This is a genomic window from Streptomyces sp. NPDC057565, from assembly GCF_042801455.1.
Taxonomy (GTDB): domain Bacteria; phylum Actinomycetota; class Actinomycetes; order Streptomycetales; family Streptomycetaceae; genus Streptomyces; species Streptomyces yanii.
This window is the reverse complement of sequence record NZ_JBHVFU010000029.1, coordinates 62,650-79,142: the sequence shown is the minus strand read 5'-3', so window position 1 is coordinate 79,142 and position 16,493 is coordinate 62,650. Positions and strand designations below refer to the sequence as shown.

Sequence of the window (16,493 nt, the reverse complement as noted above, 5' to 3'; positions counted from 1 at the left end):
CCGAGCAGGGAGTCTGGACAATGGCCGACCGCTATCTGCACGTCACCGGCACAGCGCCCGGCCGATTTCTCACCCGGAAGCTCGGCCTGCCGCAGCCCGCGCGGCTGCGCCGCTGGACGCCGGAGACCCAGTCGCTGGACGGCCCGCTCCTGCACCTCACCGCCGGGGACTCCTCGGTCGCGGAGGAGCTCGCCGCGCTCCTCGCCGCGACCGGCCTCCCGGTGACGGACCGCGCCGGGACGGCCGCCCGCCCGGCGGGAATCGTCCTGGACGCGACGGCAGTTGCCACCGCCTCCGGGCTCGGGGACGTGCACGCGGCGCTGCATCCCGTCATACGCTCGTCGGCGCCGGGTGGACGGATCGTGGTCCTCGGGGTGCGGCCGTCGGCCGACGACCATCACCAGGCGGCAGCGCAGCAGGCCCTCGAGGGGTTCGTACGCTCGCTCGGCAAGGAGATCGGCAGGGGCACCACCGTCCAGCTGCTCCGGATCACGCCGGGTGCGGTCGCCTCGGCCGAATCCACGCTCCGCTTCCTGCTCTCACCCCGGTCCGCGTACGTCAGCGGCCAGGTCGTCGAACTCACCGGCGCCGCGCCCGACCCGGTCACCGACTGGGCCGCGCCGCTCACCGGGCGCACCGCCCTGGTCACCGGTGCGGCGCGCGGTATCGGCGCCTCCGTCGCCTCGGTCCTGGCACGGGACGGCGCGCAGGTCATCTGCCTGGACATCCCGCAGTCCGCCGACGAGTTGAAGCGCACCGCCGAACGGCTCGGCGCGACCGCCCTGCCCCTGGACATCACCGCGTACGACGCCGCCGAACGGATCGCCGCCACGGCCCCCGACGGCCTGGACATCCTCGTCCACAACGCGGGCATCACCCGCGACCGGCGGCTCGCGAACATGCCCGCCGACCGCTGGGCCCCGGTCATCGAGGTCAACCTCGACAGCGTGCTGCGCACCACGGACGCCCTGCTCACGTCAGGCACCGTCAACCGGGGCGGCCGGATCGTCGCCACCGCGTCCATCGCCGGTATCGCGGGCAACAACGGGCAGACGAACTACGCGGCGAGCAAGGCGGGCATCATCGGCCTGGTCCGCTCCCTGGCCCCGCGCGCCGCCGCCGACCACGGCGTCACGGTCAACGCGGTCGCCCCCGGCTTCATCGAGACGAAGATGACCGCCGCGGTTCCCCTCTTCATCCGGGAGGCGGGCCGTCGCATGAACTCGCTCTCGCAGGGCGGTCTTCCGGTGGATGTCGCCGAGACGACCGCATGGTTCGCCCAGCCCGCGTCGACGGCCGTCAACGGCCAGATCGTGCGGGTCTGCGGCCAGAGCCTGCTGGGGGCGTGACGTCCGATGACAGCTGCCGCCCCTTCCCGGACCCTGACGGCCTCACTCGTGCGGGGCGCGCTCACGTCCCCGTTCAAGCGCGCCGGCCGGTCCGGCGCCGGGCTCACCGCCGACCGGCTGACGGCCGAAAACGTCCCCGTCGCCCCCGACGCCCTCGCCTCGTACAGCAGGATCTGCGGCTTCCGCGAGTCGGGCACGCTGCCGCTGACGTACCCCCATGTGCTGGGCTTCCCCCTCGCGATGCGGCTGATGACCGGGCACAAGTTCCCGCTGCCGGTCGTCGGGCTGGTCCACACCTGGATCGAGATCACCCGGCACCGGGCGTCACCGGCCACCAACCCGCTCGAACTGACCGTCTACGCAGACGTGTTGACGCCGCACCGCCGCGGCACCGAAGTCACGATGGTGACGGAGGCGCGCTCGCACAATGAGCTGGTCTGGGAATCGCGCAGCGGCTATCTGTCCCGCCACTCGACCACAACCGCTGCCGCTTCCACGGCTGCCGGCGCGGCGCCTGCCACCGAGCTCCCCGCCGTCGCCGAGTGGCGGCTCCCCGGCGATCTGGGACGTCGCTACGGGGCGGCGTCCGGTGACCGGAACCCCATCCATCTGTACCCGCTGACCGCCCGGCTGTTCGGCTTCCCGAGGGCCATCGCGCACGGCATGTGGACGGTCGCCCGCTGCCTGGCCGAAGCCGACGATCCGGGCCGGATCCGGTCCGTACGCGCCGACTTCAAGGCGCCGGTCCTGCTCCCGGCGACGGTGACGTACGCGGCGGACGACTCGGGCTCCGCCTTCCAGCTCCGCAGCGGCAGTCGGATCCACCTCACGGGGGCGACGACGCGGGACGGCGGGGGACCGGCTTCGTGACCGGCCGCCGCTACCTCTGACCGGCGGACTTGTTCGGCGGCAGCCACGGGCGGCCGCGCATGAGGTTCTCCAGACCCGCCCAGGCGAAGTTCATCAGCGTGGCCGCGGCCTCCTTCGCAGAAACGCCCGGGGTGTCGTTCGCCCAGCCGGCGAGCGACTCGGCGGCCCCCACGAGGGCCTGCGCCAGTCCCGCCACATCGCGGTCCGGAAGTGCCGGATCGTGGTGGGCCTCACGGGCCGCGGCACCGATCAGACCCGTCACGAACGCAACGATCTCGTCGCGCATCACCATGACCTCGGTGGCGAACGGTTCCCCGTGCGTACGCGCCTGCCGGTGCAGCACCGCCCAGCCGTCCGGGTTCTCCGCGGTGTGCGTGAAGAATGCCCGCAACCCGTCCCACAGCTGCCGATCCGCCGGAAGCCCCGGCTCCACCCCCGATCGCACCGCTGCGACCAGCGCTTTCGCCTCGCGCTTGATGCAGGCGGTGAAGAGCTCCTCCTTGGAATTCAGATACAGATAGACCAGCGGCTTGGACACCCCGGCCAGCTCCGCGATCTCGTCCATCGAAGCGGCCCGGTATCCGCGCTGCCCGAACGTCTGTACCGCGGCGTCCATCATCTGCTGCTCGCGCACGGCACGCGGCATCCGTTTGCTCTTCACAGCACCCACGTCCGACTTCCTCCCGCCCCCACTGTCCTACTCCTCGGTAAGAGTACGGCGCGGGCCCCTGGCCCGTCGTACGAAGAGGACTTCCGCGGCCGCCGAGTGGCCGGTTATACCCCCGACGAAAGTCAGGTCTTCCGGAGCCCGGGATCACCCTGTGGTGGGACAGCGGTTCCCCCCTGCGCGCGATGTTCCGGCACGGCCGGATCCGTAGCGTCTTCACCATGATCAGTCCTCGCAGCCGGGCCACGGCCACGGCGATCGCCCTGGCCGTCCTGCTCGCCGCACCCTCGACCGCCTCAGCCGCCCCGGGTCCCGGAACCCGTCCCGATGCGACCCCTGCGGCACACGCCGCCACCGGACCTTCGCTGGAAGTTCCCCGGCCGACCGGGCCCTACGCGACAGGCCGGGACACCCTGCATCTGACCGACGGGAGTCGCCCGGACCCCTGGGTCCCCGTCTCGGGCGCCCGGCAGTTGATGGTGTCGGTCCACTACCCGGCCCTTCCCGGCAGCGGCACGACGACCGCGCCGTACATGACCACGGACGAAGCCCGGCTGATGCTGGCGTCCCGAGGTCTGGAGGACGTGATCCCCGCGACCACGGTCAGCGCCACCCTCACCCACTCCCGCCTGGCCGCCCGCCCGGCACACGGCCGGTTCCCGCTGGTGGTGCTCTCCCCCGGCTTCGGCACTCCGCGGACGACACTCACCGGTCTGGCCGAGGACCTGGCCAGCCGTGGATACGTCGTCGCGACGGTCGACCACGCCTACGAGTCGACCGGCACCACCTTCCCCGGCGGGCGCCTGCTCACCTGCGCCGCCTGCGAACAGACCGCGACGACGGGCATGGCAGCCGTGGCCACGGGGCGGGCCAAGGACCTCTCCTTCGTGCTGGACCGGCTGACCGGCCGTCACCCTGCCTGGCGTCACGCCCACATGATCGACCCGCACCGGATCGGCATGGCCGGTCATTCCATCGGCGGCAACGCGACCGCCTCGACCATGGCCGCCGACCACCGCGTGCGCGCCGGGGTCGACATGGACGGCACCTTCTTCGACCCGGTCCCTGCCGGCGGACTCGACGGCAGACCGTTCCTGATGCTCGGCACCGCCTCCGACCACCACCCCGGCGGTGAGGACGAGAGCTGGGACGAGGGCTGGGCGCAGCTGGACGGCTGGAAGCGCTGGCTGACCGTCACCGAATCCGGCCACTTCACCTTCACCGATGTCCCTGTGCTGGGAGGCCAGTTGGGCATAGTCGACCCCGAAGCACCGCTCTCCGGCGAACGCTCGATACGGATCACCCGGGACTATGTCGCGGCCTTCTTCGATCTCCATCTGCGGGGCACGCCCCAACCGCTCCTGGACGGCCCGACACCGGACAACCCCGAGGTCGGGTTCCAGCAGCCGTGACCCGCCCCGGACGGGAAAGGGCACGTCGCGTCGCACGCGCACGTGGCGCTCAGAGCCCGAGTGCCACGTGCGTGCGGTAGTGGGGGCACCGGGTGAAGTCGTCGTGCTCGCAGTCCAGCGCGCACTCGACCAGGTCCAGCGAGGCCTGCACGGCGGCGATACGGGTGCGCAGCCGCGCCGCCTCACCGACGAGCACCGCCCGACGCTCGGCGGGGTCCGCGGCGGAGACCAGAACCCGGATCGCATCCAGGCCGAGACCCGCCCGCTTGGCCCGGACGACGACCGCGACCCGGGTGAGGTCGTCCGCACCGTAACGCCGTCTTCCCGCACCGTCCCGCGCGGGCGTCACGAGCCCCACCGCTTCCCAGTGCCGCAGCACATGTGTGGGCAGCCCGAAGCGCGCCGCCGCGTCCCCGATGCTCAGCAGAGTCCCCGCCTCGCTTGACTTCATGCCGACATTAAGTCGCAGCCTGGCGGCCATGGACAAGCCCCGGACCACACCCTCGGCCGCACCCGTGCCGACACCCCTGGCCACAGCTCCCACCACCGCGTCCGCCATGCCTCTCGTCGCGCTCCTCGATGCGGCCGAGCGGATCCCGGGCGCCGCCGCGCTCCGGCACCACAGCTACGAACTGCTCCGGGCAGGAGCGGACACCACCGTCGTCGACATCGGCTGCGGGACCGGAATCGCGGTCGCCGAGCTGTCCGCGCGCGGCGCCCGGGCCATCGGCGCGGACCTCGACGCGCGGATGGTCGCCGTCGCCCGGGATCGGCTCCCCGGCGCGGACATCCGGAGGGCGGACGCGTACGCCCTCCCCTTCCCCGATCACTCCCTGCACGGCTACCGCGCCGACAAGGTGCTCCACGCCCTCACCGACCCCGCTGCCGCCCTGCGCGAGGCGCGGCGCGTACTGATCCCCGGCGGGCGGGCCGTCCTCATCGGGCAGGACTGGGACACCTTCGTCATCGACTCCGACGACCCCGCACTCACCCGTGCCCTCGTGCACGCGCGGGCCGACACCGTACCGAGCCCCCGGGCCGCCCGCCGCCAGCGGAATCTGCTGCTGGGCGCAGGGTTCGAGGACGTCGTGGCGGAGGTGCGTACGGCAGTCCTCACCGACGCCTCGGCGCTGGCGATGCTCACCGGACTGGCAGAGGCGGCCAGGGACACGGGCGCCCTCACCGCCGCGGAGGCCTCGGCCTGGACCGCGGACCAGCGCGCACGCGCCCGAACCGGGCGGCTGTTCCTCGCCCTCCCCCTCTTCGTCGCGGCGGGCACCGCTCCCTGAGGTGCCGGCCCGCGCGCACAACGGCGAGCGCCCCCGGTCCGTCGACGGACGGACCGGGGGCGCTCGGCGGAAACTGTGGTCGTACTACGCGGCGACCGGCACGCTCACCTGCTGCTCCGCGTCGCGCACCTCGATGCCGTCGATCGGGGAGGACGAGGCCGAGTGGTACGCGTCGAGGTCGAGGATCTTCTCGCGGGCCGACACGATCACCGGCACCAGTGCCTGGCCGGCCACGTTGGTGGCCGTGCGCATCATGTCCAGGATCGGGTCGATGGCCATCAGCAGACCCACACCCTCCAGCGGCAGACCCAGCGTCGACAGCGTGAGAGTCAGCATGACCGTCGCACCGGTGAGACCGGCGGTGGCCGCCGAGCCGATCACCGAGACGAACGCGATCAGGATGTAGTCACCGACACCCAGCTGCACGTCGAAGATCTGGGCGATGAAGATCGCCGCCAGCGCCGGGTAGATCGCGGCGCAGCCGTCCATCTTCGTGGTCGCCCCGAACGGGACGCTGAAGCTCGCGTACTCCTTCGGGACGCCGAGACGCTCGGTGACCTTCTGGGTGACCGGCATCGTGCCGACCGAGGAGCGGGAGACGAAGGCCAGCTGGATCGCGGGCCAGGCGCCCTTGAAGAACTGAACCGGGTTGACCTTGGCGACGGTGGCGAGCAGCAGCGGGTACACGCCGAACAGCACCAGGGCGCAGCCGATGTAGACGTCGGCGGTGAACGTCGCGTACTTGCCGATCAGGTCCCAGCCGTAGTCGGCGATCGCATAGCCGATGAGGCCGATGGTGCCGATGGGGGCCAGGCGGATGACCCACCACAGGGCCTTCTGGAGGAGCTCCAGGATCGACTCGCTCAGAGTGAGGATCGGCTGGGCCTTCTCGCCGAGCTGGAGCGCGGCGATACCGGCGACGGCGGCCATGAAGACGATCTGCAGGACGTTCAGCTCGGTGAACGGGGTGATCACGTTCTCCGGGATGATGCCGGTCAGGAAGTCGAGCCAGGAGCCCGCACCCTCCGGCAGCTTGCCGTCCTTCGGGGTCAGACCGGTGCCCGAACCCGGGTTGGTGATCAGGCCGATCGCAAGGCCGATGGCGACCGCGATCAGCGAGGTGATCATGAACCAGAGCAGCGTGCGGGTGGCCAGCCGGGCGGCGTTGTTGACCTTGCGCAGGTTGGTGATCGACACCAGGATCGCGAAGAAGACGAGGGGCGCGACGGCCAGCTTCAGCAGCTGGACGAAGATGTGGCCGACCTTGTCGAGCGTGGTGTAGAGCCAGTTGATGTCCTGGCTGCGGGCGAGCCACCCGAGCAGCACACCGAGGACGAGACCGGCGACGATCTGGGCCCAGAACGGGACCTTGGGTATACGGAAACCGGAGCCGGACGGCTTGCCGGCGGTGGCGGACGCGGGATTCGCGGACACGGACACACTCCTGATGTGACGCATCGGGGCGCACGGGAACGAAACGGGGGGACGGGGGTGCGGCGCCCGCGTCAGGGGCGGCGCCGCTGCATGGTGCCGGTTCGACGTAGCGGCTAACAGACCGCGGACATACAGCGGCAGAGATCGACATGCAGGCACGCCACGAGCGGAATGCTCGTCGAACGGCGGGGGCGCACAGCTGTCTTCATGTCGAACACGTTAACACTTGAACTTTGAGAACCTCAAAGGTCTTCTTTGGGGAAACCATGACCCGCCCGGCCCCGGGGAACGGCGAAACCCCAGTACATGAGCGAGAAGCTCGGTACTGGGGTTCCGAAGAAAATCTTTGCGGGTGTGAGGAACCTTACGTATTCCTTACCTGGCCCTCACGCGGCCCTCACGGGCTCCACGCGCCTCGCTACGCGACGCCGTCCTCCTGGTCCTGGTTCGCCGCCAGCCGCGCCTTGGCACGGTCGATCCTGGGGGCGATCTGCGCGGACATCTCGTCGCGCTGCTTGCGCAGCAGGACGTAGCTGAGGGGCGCGGAGAGAAGCAGGGCCAGCAGGATGATCCACATGACATTGGATCCGCCGAGCCCGGAGGGCAGCAGACCGTAGGTGACAGCCACGGCGACGACGGCGAGGCAGCCGACGAAGATGCTGAGGCGCATCAGGGTGTACCGGATCGTTGCGCTCGGCTTGGCAGCGGACACGGCTGGCCTTCTCTCTGGGTACGGCAATCCTGCCCGACCAGTGAAGCATGCCCCGAAATCGTTCGCTTCGGCGGGCAGGAACAGTCGGAGGATCCCTGTGGTCAGTCCAGCGGGAGCAGCATGATGATGTCGTCGCGGTCGTCCCCGTCGGCGACCCGGATCGCACCCGGCACCCGTCCGACCTCCTTGTAACCGCACGACATGTAGAAACGGTCGGCGCCGGTGCCGCCCCGGCAGGTCAGCCGGATCGCCTCGATGCCCTCGAACCCGCGGGCCGCCTCCGCCACGGCGGACATCAGACCGCGGCCGTAGCCCTTGCCCTGGTGCCGGGGGTGGACCATCACCGTGTAGATCCAGAGCCAGTGGGTCATCAGCCGGTGCGTGTTGTGGGTGAGGAAGGCGGTGGCGGCGACGGCACCCTCCTCGTCGTACCCGACCAGCAGCCGGGTGCGCCCCTCGGCCATCGAGACGAGATGCTTGACCAGCTCGGGCCGGATCTCCTCGGTGGTGACGGGCGGTATGAAGCCGACGGCTCCGCCCGCGTTGGAGACATCGACCCAGAGCGCGATGATGCCGTCCCGCAGCGTGCCGTCGAACTTGGGGTCGAGCTCAAAAGTAAGTGCCATGACGGCAGATTAGCTATTACCGAATGAGTGGCCCAAGAACCGTCCAGTACGCGAGAAAGCCCCGGCCGGGGACGGCGGCCGGGGCTTTCGCACGGAGCGGTACGCAGGGACGCGCCGGGCGTCAGACGCGCATCGGCTGCGGCGCCTCGCGACGGTCCGCGTCCGGCCCCGGGTACTCGCGGATGATCTCGTACCGGGTGTTGCGCTCGACGGGGCGGAAGCCCGCGTCCCGGATCAGGTCCAGCAGGTCGTCACGGCCGAGCTTGTTCGGCGTGCCGTAGTTGTCCGCGTCGTGCGTGATCTTGTACTCGACGACCGAGCCGTCCATGTCGTCCGCGCCGTGCTGCAGCGCGAGCTGGGCGGTCTGCACGCCGTGCATCACCCAGAAGACCTTGACGTGCGGGACGTTGTCGAAGAGCAGACGCGAGACCGCGAAGGTCTTCAGCGCCTCGGCGCCGGTCGCCATCGTCGTCCGCGCCTGGAGCTTGTTGCGGACCTTGCCGTCCTTCATGTCCACGAAGTCGTGCTGGTAGCGGAGCGGGATGAAGACCTGGAAGCCACCGGTCTCGTCCTGCAGCTCGCGCAGTCGCAGCACATGGTCGACGCGGTGACGCGGCTCCTCGATGTGCCCGTACAGCATCGTCGCCGGGGTCTTCAGACCCTTCTCGTGCGCGAGGCGGTGGATGCGCGACCAGTCTTCCCAGTGGGTGTCGTGGTCCACGATGTGCTGGCGGACCTCCCAGTCGAAGATCTCCGCGCCGCCACCGGTCAGCGACTCCAGACCGGCCTCGATCAGCTCGTCGAGGATCTCGGAGGCGGAGAGCCCGGAGATGGTCTCGAAGTGGTGGATCTCGGTGGCGGTGAACGCCTTGAGGGAGACCTGCGGCAGGGCTTCCTTCAGCGCGCTGAGGGAGCGCGGGTAGTAGCGCCACGGGAGAGTGGGGTGCAGCCCGTTGACGATGTGCAGCTCGGTGAGATTCTCGCCCTCCATCGCCTTCGCGAGGCGGACGGCCTCCTCGATGCGCATCGTGTACGCGTCCTTCTCGCCCGGCTTGCGCTGGAACGAGCAGTACGCGCACGAGGCGGTGCACACGTTCGTCATGTTGAGGTGCCGGTTGACGTTGAAGTGCACGACGTCACCGTTCTTGCGCGTGCGCACCTCGTGGGCAAGGCCGCCGAGCCAGGCCAGGTCGTCCGACTCGTAGAGGGCGATGCCGTCCTCACGGGTCAGCCGCTCCCCTGCGCGGACCTTCTCCTCCAGCTCGCGCTTGAGCCCAACATCCATGCGGCTGCCTCCCAGATGTCTCTGACGTGCTGTGCGTTCCACCGGATTCCACCGTGACACCGGCAGAAACCCCCGGTCACCCGGGGGCTCCACCACGTTACGCCTACGACTCCTCGGGGAGTTCCCCGACCCGGTTCTCCCACTTGGTGGAGAGCACGATCGTCGTACGGGTCCGGGAGACGCCCTTCGTGCCGCTGAGCCGGCGGATGGTCCTTTCCAGGCCGTCGACGTCACCGACCCGCACCTTGAGCATGAACGAGTCGTCGCCCGCGATGAACCAGCAGTCCTCGATCTCCGCGAGGTCCTTGAGCCGGCGCGCGACGTCCTCGTGGTCGGCAGCGTCGGAGAGCGAGATGCCGATCAGGGCCGTGACCCCGAGCCCGAGCGAGGCGGCGTCGACGGTGGCGCGGTACCCGGTGATGACACCGGCGGTTTCCAGCCGGTTGATGCGGTCGGTGACGCTGGGCCCGGAGAGCCCGACGAGCCGTCCCAGCTCGGCGTACGAGGCCCTGCCGTTCTCCCTCAGGGCCTGGATGAGCTGCCTGTCCACCGCGTCCATATGACTGAAACCTTCCATTGTTCAGCAGTACCGCGAGTCTACGTGTAGAATCTAAGGCATACAGAGCCCACGCCCTGTAAATCTTTCAGATATTCCAAGAAGTGCTTTCGAATCCTCAGGAGTGAGAACACCGTGTACACGATCGAGATGGCCTACGCCCGGATGCGCGAGCTGCAGGACCTGGCCAACCGCTCGCGTGCCCACCAGCCCGCCGCCGCGCACCGGATCGACAAGACCCGCACCCCGCGCGCCCCGAAGAAGCGCTGAGTCCCGCCGGGGCGAACCCGGCCTCAGTCGCGGGAGCCACCGAGCTTCCCCTCCCACCGGCGGTAGAGCTGGTGCGGCACCCCTGCCGCGTCCAGCACCCGCCCCGCGACGAAGTCCACCAGATCCTGGATGTGCGTCGCGCCCGCATAGAACGCCGGAGAGGCGGGCAGCACCACGGCGCCCGCCTCGTCCAGGGTCACCAGATGCTTCAGCGTCTGACCGTTCAGCGGAGTCTCGCGCACCGCGACAACGAGCTTCCGCCGCTCCTTGAGCGTCACGCTCGCGGCCCGCTGCAGCAGATCCTTCGAGAGCCCGAGCGCCACTCCGGCCACACAGGCCGTAGAGGCGGGAACGATCAGCATCCCCTTCGCCGGGTACGACCCCGAGGACGGCCCGGCCGCGAGATCGCCGGCCGCCCAGTGCTGTACGCCGTCGAGCTCCGCATCGCCCACCTCGAAGGTGTGCGGCTTCCCGTCCGCGCCGCGGGCCAGCCAGCTCCGCAGATCCTCCTGCCAGCGTGCGTCGCGGAAGGCGATCCCGGTCTCGTCCAGCAGCGTCAGCCGCGAGGCCCGGCTCACCACCAGGTCGACGCTCTCGCCCGCGGCCAGCAGACCACGCAGCACGGCGGCGGCGAATGGTGTACCTGAAGCGCCCGAAACCCCGACAATCCAAGGCTGCCGCTGCTGCTGACTCACTGAAGTCCCGGATTCCACGCCCCCGAGCCTATCCGGCGCAGAAGTTGCGGAACCGAGCGAGGGGCTCCGTGCGTTCCGACAGATGAAGGACAGGCCGTCGACGGCCATGGACAGGCCAAGGACAGGGGGCGGCCATGACCGGTACCCGTACAGGCACCTCCGCGCGGGCGATGACGGCCGGCGCACTGATGCTGGGCTGGATCACACTGCTGTGGGTGCTCGAAGGCATCGACACGGCGACCGGCCAAGCGCTCGACACCTACGGCATCACCCCGCGCGAGCCGGCCGAACTCCTCGACATCGTGCCCGCCGCGTTCCTGCACAGCGGGTGGGAGCATGTCGCCTCCAACACCGTCCCGCTGCTGATCCTCGGCTTCATCGCCGCCCTCGGCGGGATACGCCGGTTCGCCGCCGTCGTCCTGACCGTCATCGTCGTCAGCGGCCTCGGCGTCTGGCTGACCGCGCCACCGCACACCGTCACGCTCGGCGCGTCCGGCGTGGTCTTCGGCCTCTTCGGCTATCTGCTGGTCCGCGGCTTCGTCGACCGGAGGCCGCTCGACATCGTGGTGGGCGTCGTGATCGCCGCGGTCTACGGCTCGCTGCTGTGGGGAGTCCTGCCGACCGACTCCGGGATCAGCTGGCAGGGGCATCTGTTCGGGCTGGCCGGAGGGGTGGGCGCGGCGTTCGCGTTCCGCCGCCCGCGCCGTAACCCCCGCCCCGTACCCCCCGCCTTTACGGTGTGAGGCCGCGCACCAGCAGGTCCAGCAGGGCACATGCGAACAGCGCGATCCCGATGAATCCGTTGACGGAGAAGAACGCCCGGTTCAGCCGGGACAGATCGTGCGGCCGCACCACGCGGTGCTCGTACACGAACGCCACGGCGACGATCACCATGCCGACCCAGTAGAACAACGCCGCATCCGTCGCCAGACCGAACCAGACCAGCAGCCCGGTCGTCACCGCATGGCAGACCCGTGCCCCCCACAGCGCGGCCGGGATCCCGAAGCGGGCCGGGACCGAGAGCACACCGTGCGCGCGGTCCGCCTGGACGTCCTGGCAGGCGAAGATCAGATCAAAGCCACCGATCCAGACGCCGACCGCGAGACCGAGTATCACCGCGTCCCACGACCAGCTGCCGGTGACCGCCAGCCAGGCACCGATGGGCCCTATGGCCTGCGCGATGCCGAGGATGGCGTGCGGGTAGTGGGTGAACCGCTTGCCGTACGGATAGACGACCATCGGCACGACGGCGATCGGCGCGAGCGCCAGGCACAGCGGGTTCAGCAGCGCGGCGGCGCCGAGGAAGACGACGACCGCGACGAGCGCGCCCGTCCACGCCGACTTCACGGAGACGGCACCGGTGACCAGCTCACGGCCGGCGGTACGCGGATTACGGGCGTCGATCTCGCGGTCGATGATCCGGTTCGCGGCCATGGCGAATGTCCGCAGCCCGACCATCGCGACGGTGACGAGCAGCAGGCGCACCCAGTGGATGTTCTCGTCGAGATGGAACATCGCGGTCAGCGAGGCGATGTAGGCGAAGGGCAGCGCGAAGACCGAGTGTTCGATCATCACGAGCCGCAAGAACGCCTTGACCCTGCCGGTCGGTTGCGCGGGCCCGGGGCCCAGCGTCGCTTCGGCCGCACTCACAGCCCGTACTCCTTCCACCGGCGGTCGACCTTCGCCGCCGTCTCCGGGTCGGACTCGACCATGTCCGGCCAGCCCCCGTCCCGGGTGTAGCCCTCCTCGGGCCACTTCTTCGTCGCGTCGATGCCCGCCTTGCCGCCCCAGAACTGCTGGTAGGAGGCGTGGTCGAGATGATCGACCGGGCCTTCGGTGACGGTGAGGTCCCGGGCGTAGTCGGTGTTGCCGAGCGCCCGCCAGGCGACCTCGTGCAGATCGTGGACGTCGCAGTCGGAGTCCACGACGACGATCAGTTTGGTCAGCGACATCATGTGCGCGCCCCAGATGGCACTCATCACCTTCTGGGCGTGCTTCGGATACTTCTTGTCGATCGAGACGATCGCACAGTTGTGGAAGCCGCCCGCCTCCGGCAGGTGGTAGTCCACGATGTCCGGCACGATGATCTTGAGCAGGGGCAGGAAGAACCGCTCGGTGGCCCGCCCTAGCGGCCCGTCCTCGGTCGGCGGCCGGCCCACCACGATCGACTGGAGCAGCGGACGCTTCCGCATGGTCACGCAGTCGATGGTCAGCGCGGGGAACGGTTCCTGCGGCGTGTAGAACCCGGTGTGGTCGCCGAACGGCCCCTCGGGAAGCATCTTCCCGGGCTCCAGCCACCCCTCGATGACGACCTCCGCCTGCGCCGGGACCTGCAACGGCACGGTCTTGCAGTCGACCATCTCGATCCGCTTGCCCTGGATGAACCCGGCGAACAGGTACTCGTCGATGTCCCCGGGCAGCGGGGCGGTGGACGCGTACGTCACCGCGGGCGGCGCACCGAACGCGATCGCGACGGGCAGCCGCTCCCCACGCTTGGCGGCGACCTGGTAGTGGTTGCGGCTGTCCTTGTGGATCTGCCAGTGCATCCCGATGGTGCGCCGGTCGTGGCGCTGGAGCCGGTAGAGCCCCAGGTTCCGTACGCCGGTCTCCGGGTGCTTGGTGTGGGTGAGCCCCAGGTTGAAGAAGGAGCCGCCGTCCTCGGGCCAGGTGAAGAGTGCGGGCAGCCGGTCCAGGTCCACGTCGTCGCCGGTGAGGACGACCTCCTGCACGGGGGCGCTGTCCGACTTCACCTTCTTCGGCGGCACGTGCACCATCGAGCCGAGCTTGCCGAACGCCTCGCGCACTCCGACGAAGCCGTGCGGCAGCTCCGGCTTCAGCAGGCCGCCGATCTTGTCGCTGATATCGGCGTACGACTTCAGCCCGAGCGCCTTCAGCAGCCGCCGGTCGGTCCCGAAGACATTCATGGCCAGGGGCATCGATGAGCCCTTGACGTTCTCGAAGAGCAGCGCGGGCCCGCCCGCCTTGTTCACCCGGTCGACGATCTCGCCGACCTCCAGGTAGGGGTCGACCTCGGCCTTGATGCGCTTGAGCTCGCCCTCGCGCTCCAGCGCCCGGAGGAGGGAACGAAGATCGTCGTAAGCCATGCGGTCCAGTATCGGCCACGGGCTACCCTGGGCCCGTCACCGGGGCGGGACAGTGCCCCGCCATCTCTCCGTGGGGGGACCCTTCCACCATGTTCCGGGCCTTGATCTATCTCCTGCCTCTGGCGCTGACGATCTACGCGTTCATCGACTGTCTGAACACCCCGGAGGACGAGGCCAAGCACCTGCCGAAGATCGCCTGGGTCTTCATCATCCTGCTCTTCTGGATCGTCGGCCCGATCGTGTGGCTGGCCGCCGGCAAGCTGCGCCAGGTGCCCGCCGGAGGCCGTACACCCTCCGAATGGCACCGCAATCACCGCCACGAGTGGGTGGCGCCGGACGACAATCCGGATTTCCTGAAGGCGCTGAAGGAAGAGAACAAGAAGGACGAGTCGCTCCTCAAGGACTGGGAGGCCGATCTGCGCCGCCGCGAGGAGGAGCTCAAGCGCCGGGAGAGCGGAGCCGGTCCCGAGGAGTCCGCTCCGCCCGCCTCGTAGCGCAAAGGCTCACGGATGCAACAGCCGGCCCGGCCGGCCCCGCAGGGGCAGCCGTGCTGTCCGCTCCTGCGGGGCCTGGCGCTTCGAGGGCCGCGTGCACCACGCGGATGAGCGGCGGTCCGGGAACAGCGGCCGGCCGGGGGCGCCGCCCCCGCGCACCGACCACCAGGACAGGACGCGCATGAACGACAGGACCATGCTCGCCACCGCCCTCGCGGAGGCCCGCGCCGGCCTCGCCGAGGGCGGCATCCCCATCGGCGCGGCCCTCTACGCCGCGGACGGCACGCTCCTCGGCCGGGGCCACAACCGCCGCGTGCAGGACGGAGATCCGTCCATGCACGCGGAGACCGCCGCCTTCCGCGCGGCCGGCCGGCAGCGTTCGTACCGCGGCACGACCATGGTCACCACGCTCTCGCCCTGCTGGTACTGCAGCGGCCTGGTCCGCCAGTTCGGCATCTCCCGGGTGGTCATCGGCGAGGCCGCCACCTTCCACGGCGGCCACGACTGGCTGGCCGAGCACGGCGTCCAGGTCGTGCTGCTGGACGACCCCGAATGCATCACCCTGATGCGGGAGTTCATCCGCGACCATCCCGACCTCTGGAACGAGGACATCGGTACCGAATAGCGCTCGAAAATCCTCATTCCCCTCCAACACCCGCCCGATATCCTGAAGTTGACGGTGTGGCAGTTCGGGCAGGCGTCGGCACTGGGGGTGCTGTGGACAGAGAACTGTACGGACGCGAAGCGATCTTCGGCAACGACGGACTTGCGGCGCGTCCGACAGGTCTCACCCCTGGACCTGCTGGAGGTGGTCGGGAAGAAACCGGTGGGTCCGATCGGCCCGACCGGTTACGCCGATCTGACCGACGGTCAGGTGATCATCGCGCACGACGCGATGGCGACGGCCGTGCACGCCATCCGGCAGGCCACTCCGGACCGCGAACGGCTGCCGCAGCCGGCTGACGTGGGTGAGCAGTGGCCGCGGGTGAAGGCGTCGCTGCGGGTGTCGGGGGCCGGCGGCTGGATCTGTCTGGACAACCACGGCAACCCGTACAACAAGGCGGTGCCGGTGGTGGAACTGGTCCCCTCCGGACAGGCGACCGTCTCCCAGCGGTTCGTGGCGATCGCCTGGCCGGAGGGGAAGCCCCCGTCTCAGAACTGCTTGCCGCCGTCCTCCGCGCCGTAGCTCTCACGCAGCTCCCGCCACCGGGCCGGCGTCCACCGTGACCAGTCGGCCCGATGCCCGTCCAGGGCGTCCACCAGGTACTCGAAGTGGTTGTGCCAGCCCGCCAGACAGTCCAGCCGCAGCGCGTCGTCGCCATGGAACTCGTTACTGAAGCGCAGGAGCACGTGTTCGCCGCGCGGCGGCTCCAGGTGGAAGCGGATCCGGCCGTGCACCCCTTCGAGGGTGTATTCGGCGACGCGCTCGACGTCCCAGGCGGTGACGGTGCCGGAGGCGACCGTGGCGTTCCCGTCCGCGTCGGTGTTCAGCCAGCGCAGTGTGATCGCCCCGCCGATGCGCGGCTCGAACGGGTCGGCGGCGGCGAGCCAGCCCCGCAGCCCCTCGGAACTGGCAACGGCTGCCCACACCCGTGGGACGGGGTGGGGCAGCCGGAGCGTGAACCGCAGGAGGTGGCGGTCACCGTGGGTCTCGGCGGTACCACGTTCGATCACGGGGAGTGCATCGGTCATGGTTCCAGCGTGGCCCGGTGGGGCGCGTTCCGCACCCG

The 16,493-nt window shown here is 69.9% G+C and carries 20 protein-coding genes; 9 read left to right on the top strand and 11 right to left on the bottom strand.

What is annotated here, in order from left to right; translation table 11 throughout:
* The first annotated feature begins 20 nt into the window (after positions 1–20).
* On the top strand, positions 21–1,349 hold the full coding sequence (locus tag ACFU8W_RS33685; RefSeq protein WP_384045376.1) for a 3-oxoacyl-ACP reductase: 1,329 nt from the start codon (positions 21–23) through the stop codon (positions 1,347–1,349).
* Positions 1,350–1,355: 6 nt separating this feature from the next.
* Positions 1,356–2,219 carry a MaoC/PaaZ C-terminal domain-containing protein gene (locus ACFU8W_RS33680; protein ID WP_384045373.1) on the top strand — a complete coding sequence of 288 codons (864 nt, stop codon included), beginning with the start codon at positions 1,356–1,358 and terminating at the stop codon, positions 2,217–2,219.
* 10 nt (positions 2,220–2,229) lie between these two features.
* Here the strand turns inward: ACFU8W_RS33680 and ACFU8W_RS33675 are convergent, their stop codons facing one another.
* Positions 2,230–2,865 (bottom strand): TetR/AcrR family transcriptional regulator, encoded by a 636-nt coding sequence (locus ACFU8W_RS33675; protein WP_384045424.1) that lies wholly within the window; start codon positions 2,863–2,865, stop codon positions 2,230–2,232.
* A 242-nt stretch (positions 2,866–3,107) separates the two neighbouring features.
* On the opposite strand from ACFU8W_RS33675, the gene ACFU8W_RS33670 reads away from it, so the two are divergent.
* Positions 3,108–4,298 (top strand): alpha/beta hydrolase family protein, encoded by a 1,191-nt coding sequence (locus tag ACFU8W_RS33670; protein ID WP_384045370.1) that lies wholly within the window; start codon positions 3,108–3,110, stop codon positions 4,296–4,298.
* A 49-nt stretch (positions 4,299–4,347) separates the two neighbouring features.
* On the opposite strand, the gene ACFU8W_RS33665 is transcribed toward ACFU8W_RS33670, so the two are convergent.
* Positions 4,348–4,749: a MerR family transcriptional regulator gene (locus tag ACFU8W_RS33665; protein ID WP_384045367.1), complete on the bottom strand. Its 402-nt coding sequence runs from the start codon at positions 4,747–4,749 to the stop codon at positions 4,348–4,350.
* Positions 4,750–4,777: 28 nt separating this feature from the next.
* Between ACFU8W_RS33665 and ACFU8W_RS33660 the strand changes: the two genes are divergently transcribed.
* Positions 4,778–5,587 carry a methyltransferase domain-containing protein gene (locus tag ACFU8W_RS33660; protein ID WP_384045364.1) on the top strand — a complete coding sequence of 270 codons (810 nt, stop codon included), beginning with the start codon at positions 4,778–4,780 and terminating at the stop codon, positions 5,585–5,587.
* A gap of 84 nt (positions 5,588–5,671) precedes the next feature.
* On the opposite strand, the gene ACFU8W_RS33655 is transcribed toward ACFU8W_RS33660, so the two are convergent.
* From ACFU8W_RS33655 to ACFU8W_RS33635, 5 genes are all read right to left on the bottom strand, one after another.
* A complete protein-coding gene (locus ACFU8W_RS33655) occupies positions 5,672–7,021 on the bottom strand; it encodes a dicarboxylate/amino acid:cation symporter (protein WP_384045361.1) in 1,350 nt (449 codons plus the stop codon).
* Between the two features lie 418 nt (positions 7,022–7,439).
* The gene (locus ACFU8W_RS33650; protein WP_345517588.1) at positions 7,440–7,733 is read right to left on the bottom strand and encodes a DUF4229 domain-containing protein; all 294 of its coding nucleotides are present in this window, start codon (positions 7,731–7,733) and stop codon (positions 7,440–7,442) included.
* Positions 7,734–7,834: 101 nt separating this feature from the next.
* Entirely contained in the window at positions 7,835–8,359 is a 525-nt protein-coding gene (locus ACFU8W_RS33645) for a GNAT family N-acetyltransferase (protein ID WP_345517587.1), read from the bottom strand.
* A gap of 121 nt (positions 8,360–8,480) precedes the next feature.
* On the bottom strand, positions 8,481–9,644 hold the full coding sequence (mqnE, locus tag ACFU8W_RS33640) for an aminofutalosine synthase MqnE (protein ID WP_345517586.1): 1,164 nt from the start codon (positions 9,642–9,644) through the stop codon (positions 8,481–8,483).
* Positions 9,645–9,747: 103 nt separating this feature from the next.
* The gene (locus ACFU8W_RS33635) at positions 9,748–10,203 is read right to left on the bottom strand and encodes an Lrp/AsnC family transcriptional regulator (protein WP_037697429.1); all 456 of its coding nucleotides are present in this window, start codon (positions 10,201–10,203) and stop codon (positions 9,748–9,750) included.
* A 132-nt stretch (positions 10,204–10,335) separates the two neighbouring features.
* Between ACFU8W_RS33635 and ACFU8W_RS33630 the strand changes: the two genes are divergently transcribed.
* On the top strand, positions 10,336–10,470 hold the full coding sequence (locus tag ACFU8W_RS33630; RefSeq protein WP_266984549.1) for a hypothetical protein: 135 nt from the start codon (positions 10,336–10,338) through the stop codon (positions 10,468–10,470).
* A 23-nt stretch (positions 10,471–10,493) separates the two neighbouring features.
* On the opposite strand, the gene ACFU8W_RS33625 is transcribed toward ACFU8W_RS33630, so the two are convergent.
* A complete protein-coding gene (locus ACFU8W_RS33625) occupies positions 10,494–11,165 on the bottom strand; it encodes a UbiX family flavin prenyltransferase (RefSeq protein ID WP_345518421.1) in 672 nt (223 codons plus the stop codon).
* Between the two features lie 134 nt (positions 11,166–11,299).
* Between ACFU8W_RS33625 and ACFU8W_RS33620 the strand changes: the two genes are divergently transcribed.
* On the top strand, positions 11,300–11,908 hold the full coding sequence (locus ACFU8W_RS33620) for a rhomboid family intramembrane serine protease (protein WP_345517585.1): 609 nt from the start codon (positions 11,300–11,302) through the stop codon (positions 11,906–11,908).
* Here ACFU8W_RS33620 and mqnP read toward each other — a convergent pair.
* Both mqnP and ACFU8W_RS33610 read right to left on the bottom strand, forming a co-directional pair.
* Positions 11,898–12,815 (bottom strand): menaquinone biosynthesis prenyltransferase MqnP, encoded by a 918-nt coding sequence (gene mqnP / locus ACFU8W_RS33615; protein WP_384045354.1) that lies wholly within the window; start codon positions 12,813–12,815, stop codon positions 11,898–11,900. The two genes, ACFU8W_RS33620 and mqnP, sit on opposite strands and share 11 nt — an antisense overlap.
* Entirely contained in the window at positions 12,812–14,269 is a 1,458-nt protein-coding gene (locus ACFU8W_RS33610; protein WP_327245798.1) for a menaquinone biosynthesis decarboxylase, read from the bottom strand. The genes mqnP and ACFU8W_RS33610 overlap by 4 nt, the downstream gene beginning before the upstream one ends.
* An 89-nt stretch (positions 14,270–14,358) precedes the next feature.
* Here ACFU8W_RS33610 and ACFU8W_RS33605 point away from each other — a divergent pair, with 89 nt between their 5' ends.
* From ACFU8W_RS33605 to ACFU8W_RS33595, 3 genes are all read left to right on the top strand, one after another.
* Entirely contained in the window at positions 14,359–14,763 is a 405-nt protein-coding gene (locus ACFU8W_RS33605) for a PLD nuclease N-terminal domain-containing protein (protein WP_266984542.1), read from the top strand.
* Positions 14,764–14,944: 181 nt separating this feature from the next.
* On the top strand, positions 14,945–15,388 hold the full coding sequence (locus tag ACFU8W_RS33600; RefSeq protein WP_384045350.1) for a nucleoside deaminase: 444 nt from the start codon (positions 14,945–14,947) through the stop codon (positions 15,386–15,388).
* Positions 15,389–15,529: 141 nt separating this feature from the next.
* Positions 15,530–15,949: a hypothetical protein gene (locus ACFU8W_RS33595; RefSeq protein WP_384045347.1), complete on the top strand. Its 420-nt coding sequence runs from the start codon at positions 15,530–15,532 to the stop codon at positions 15,947–15,949.
* Here ACFU8W_RS33595 and ACFU8W_RS33590 read toward each other — a convergent pair.
* Positions 15,916–16,455 carry an SRPBCC domain-containing protein gene (locus tag ACFU8W_RS33590; RefSeq protein ID WP_384045344.1) on the bottom strand — a complete coding sequence of 180 codons (540 nt, stop codon included), beginning with the start codon at positions 16,453–16,455 and terminating at the stop codon, positions 15,916–15,918. The two genes, ACFU8W_RS33595 and ACFU8W_RS33590, sit on opposite strands and share 34 nt — an antisense overlap.
* Between the last annotated feature and the right edge of the window lie 38 nt (positions 16,456–16,493).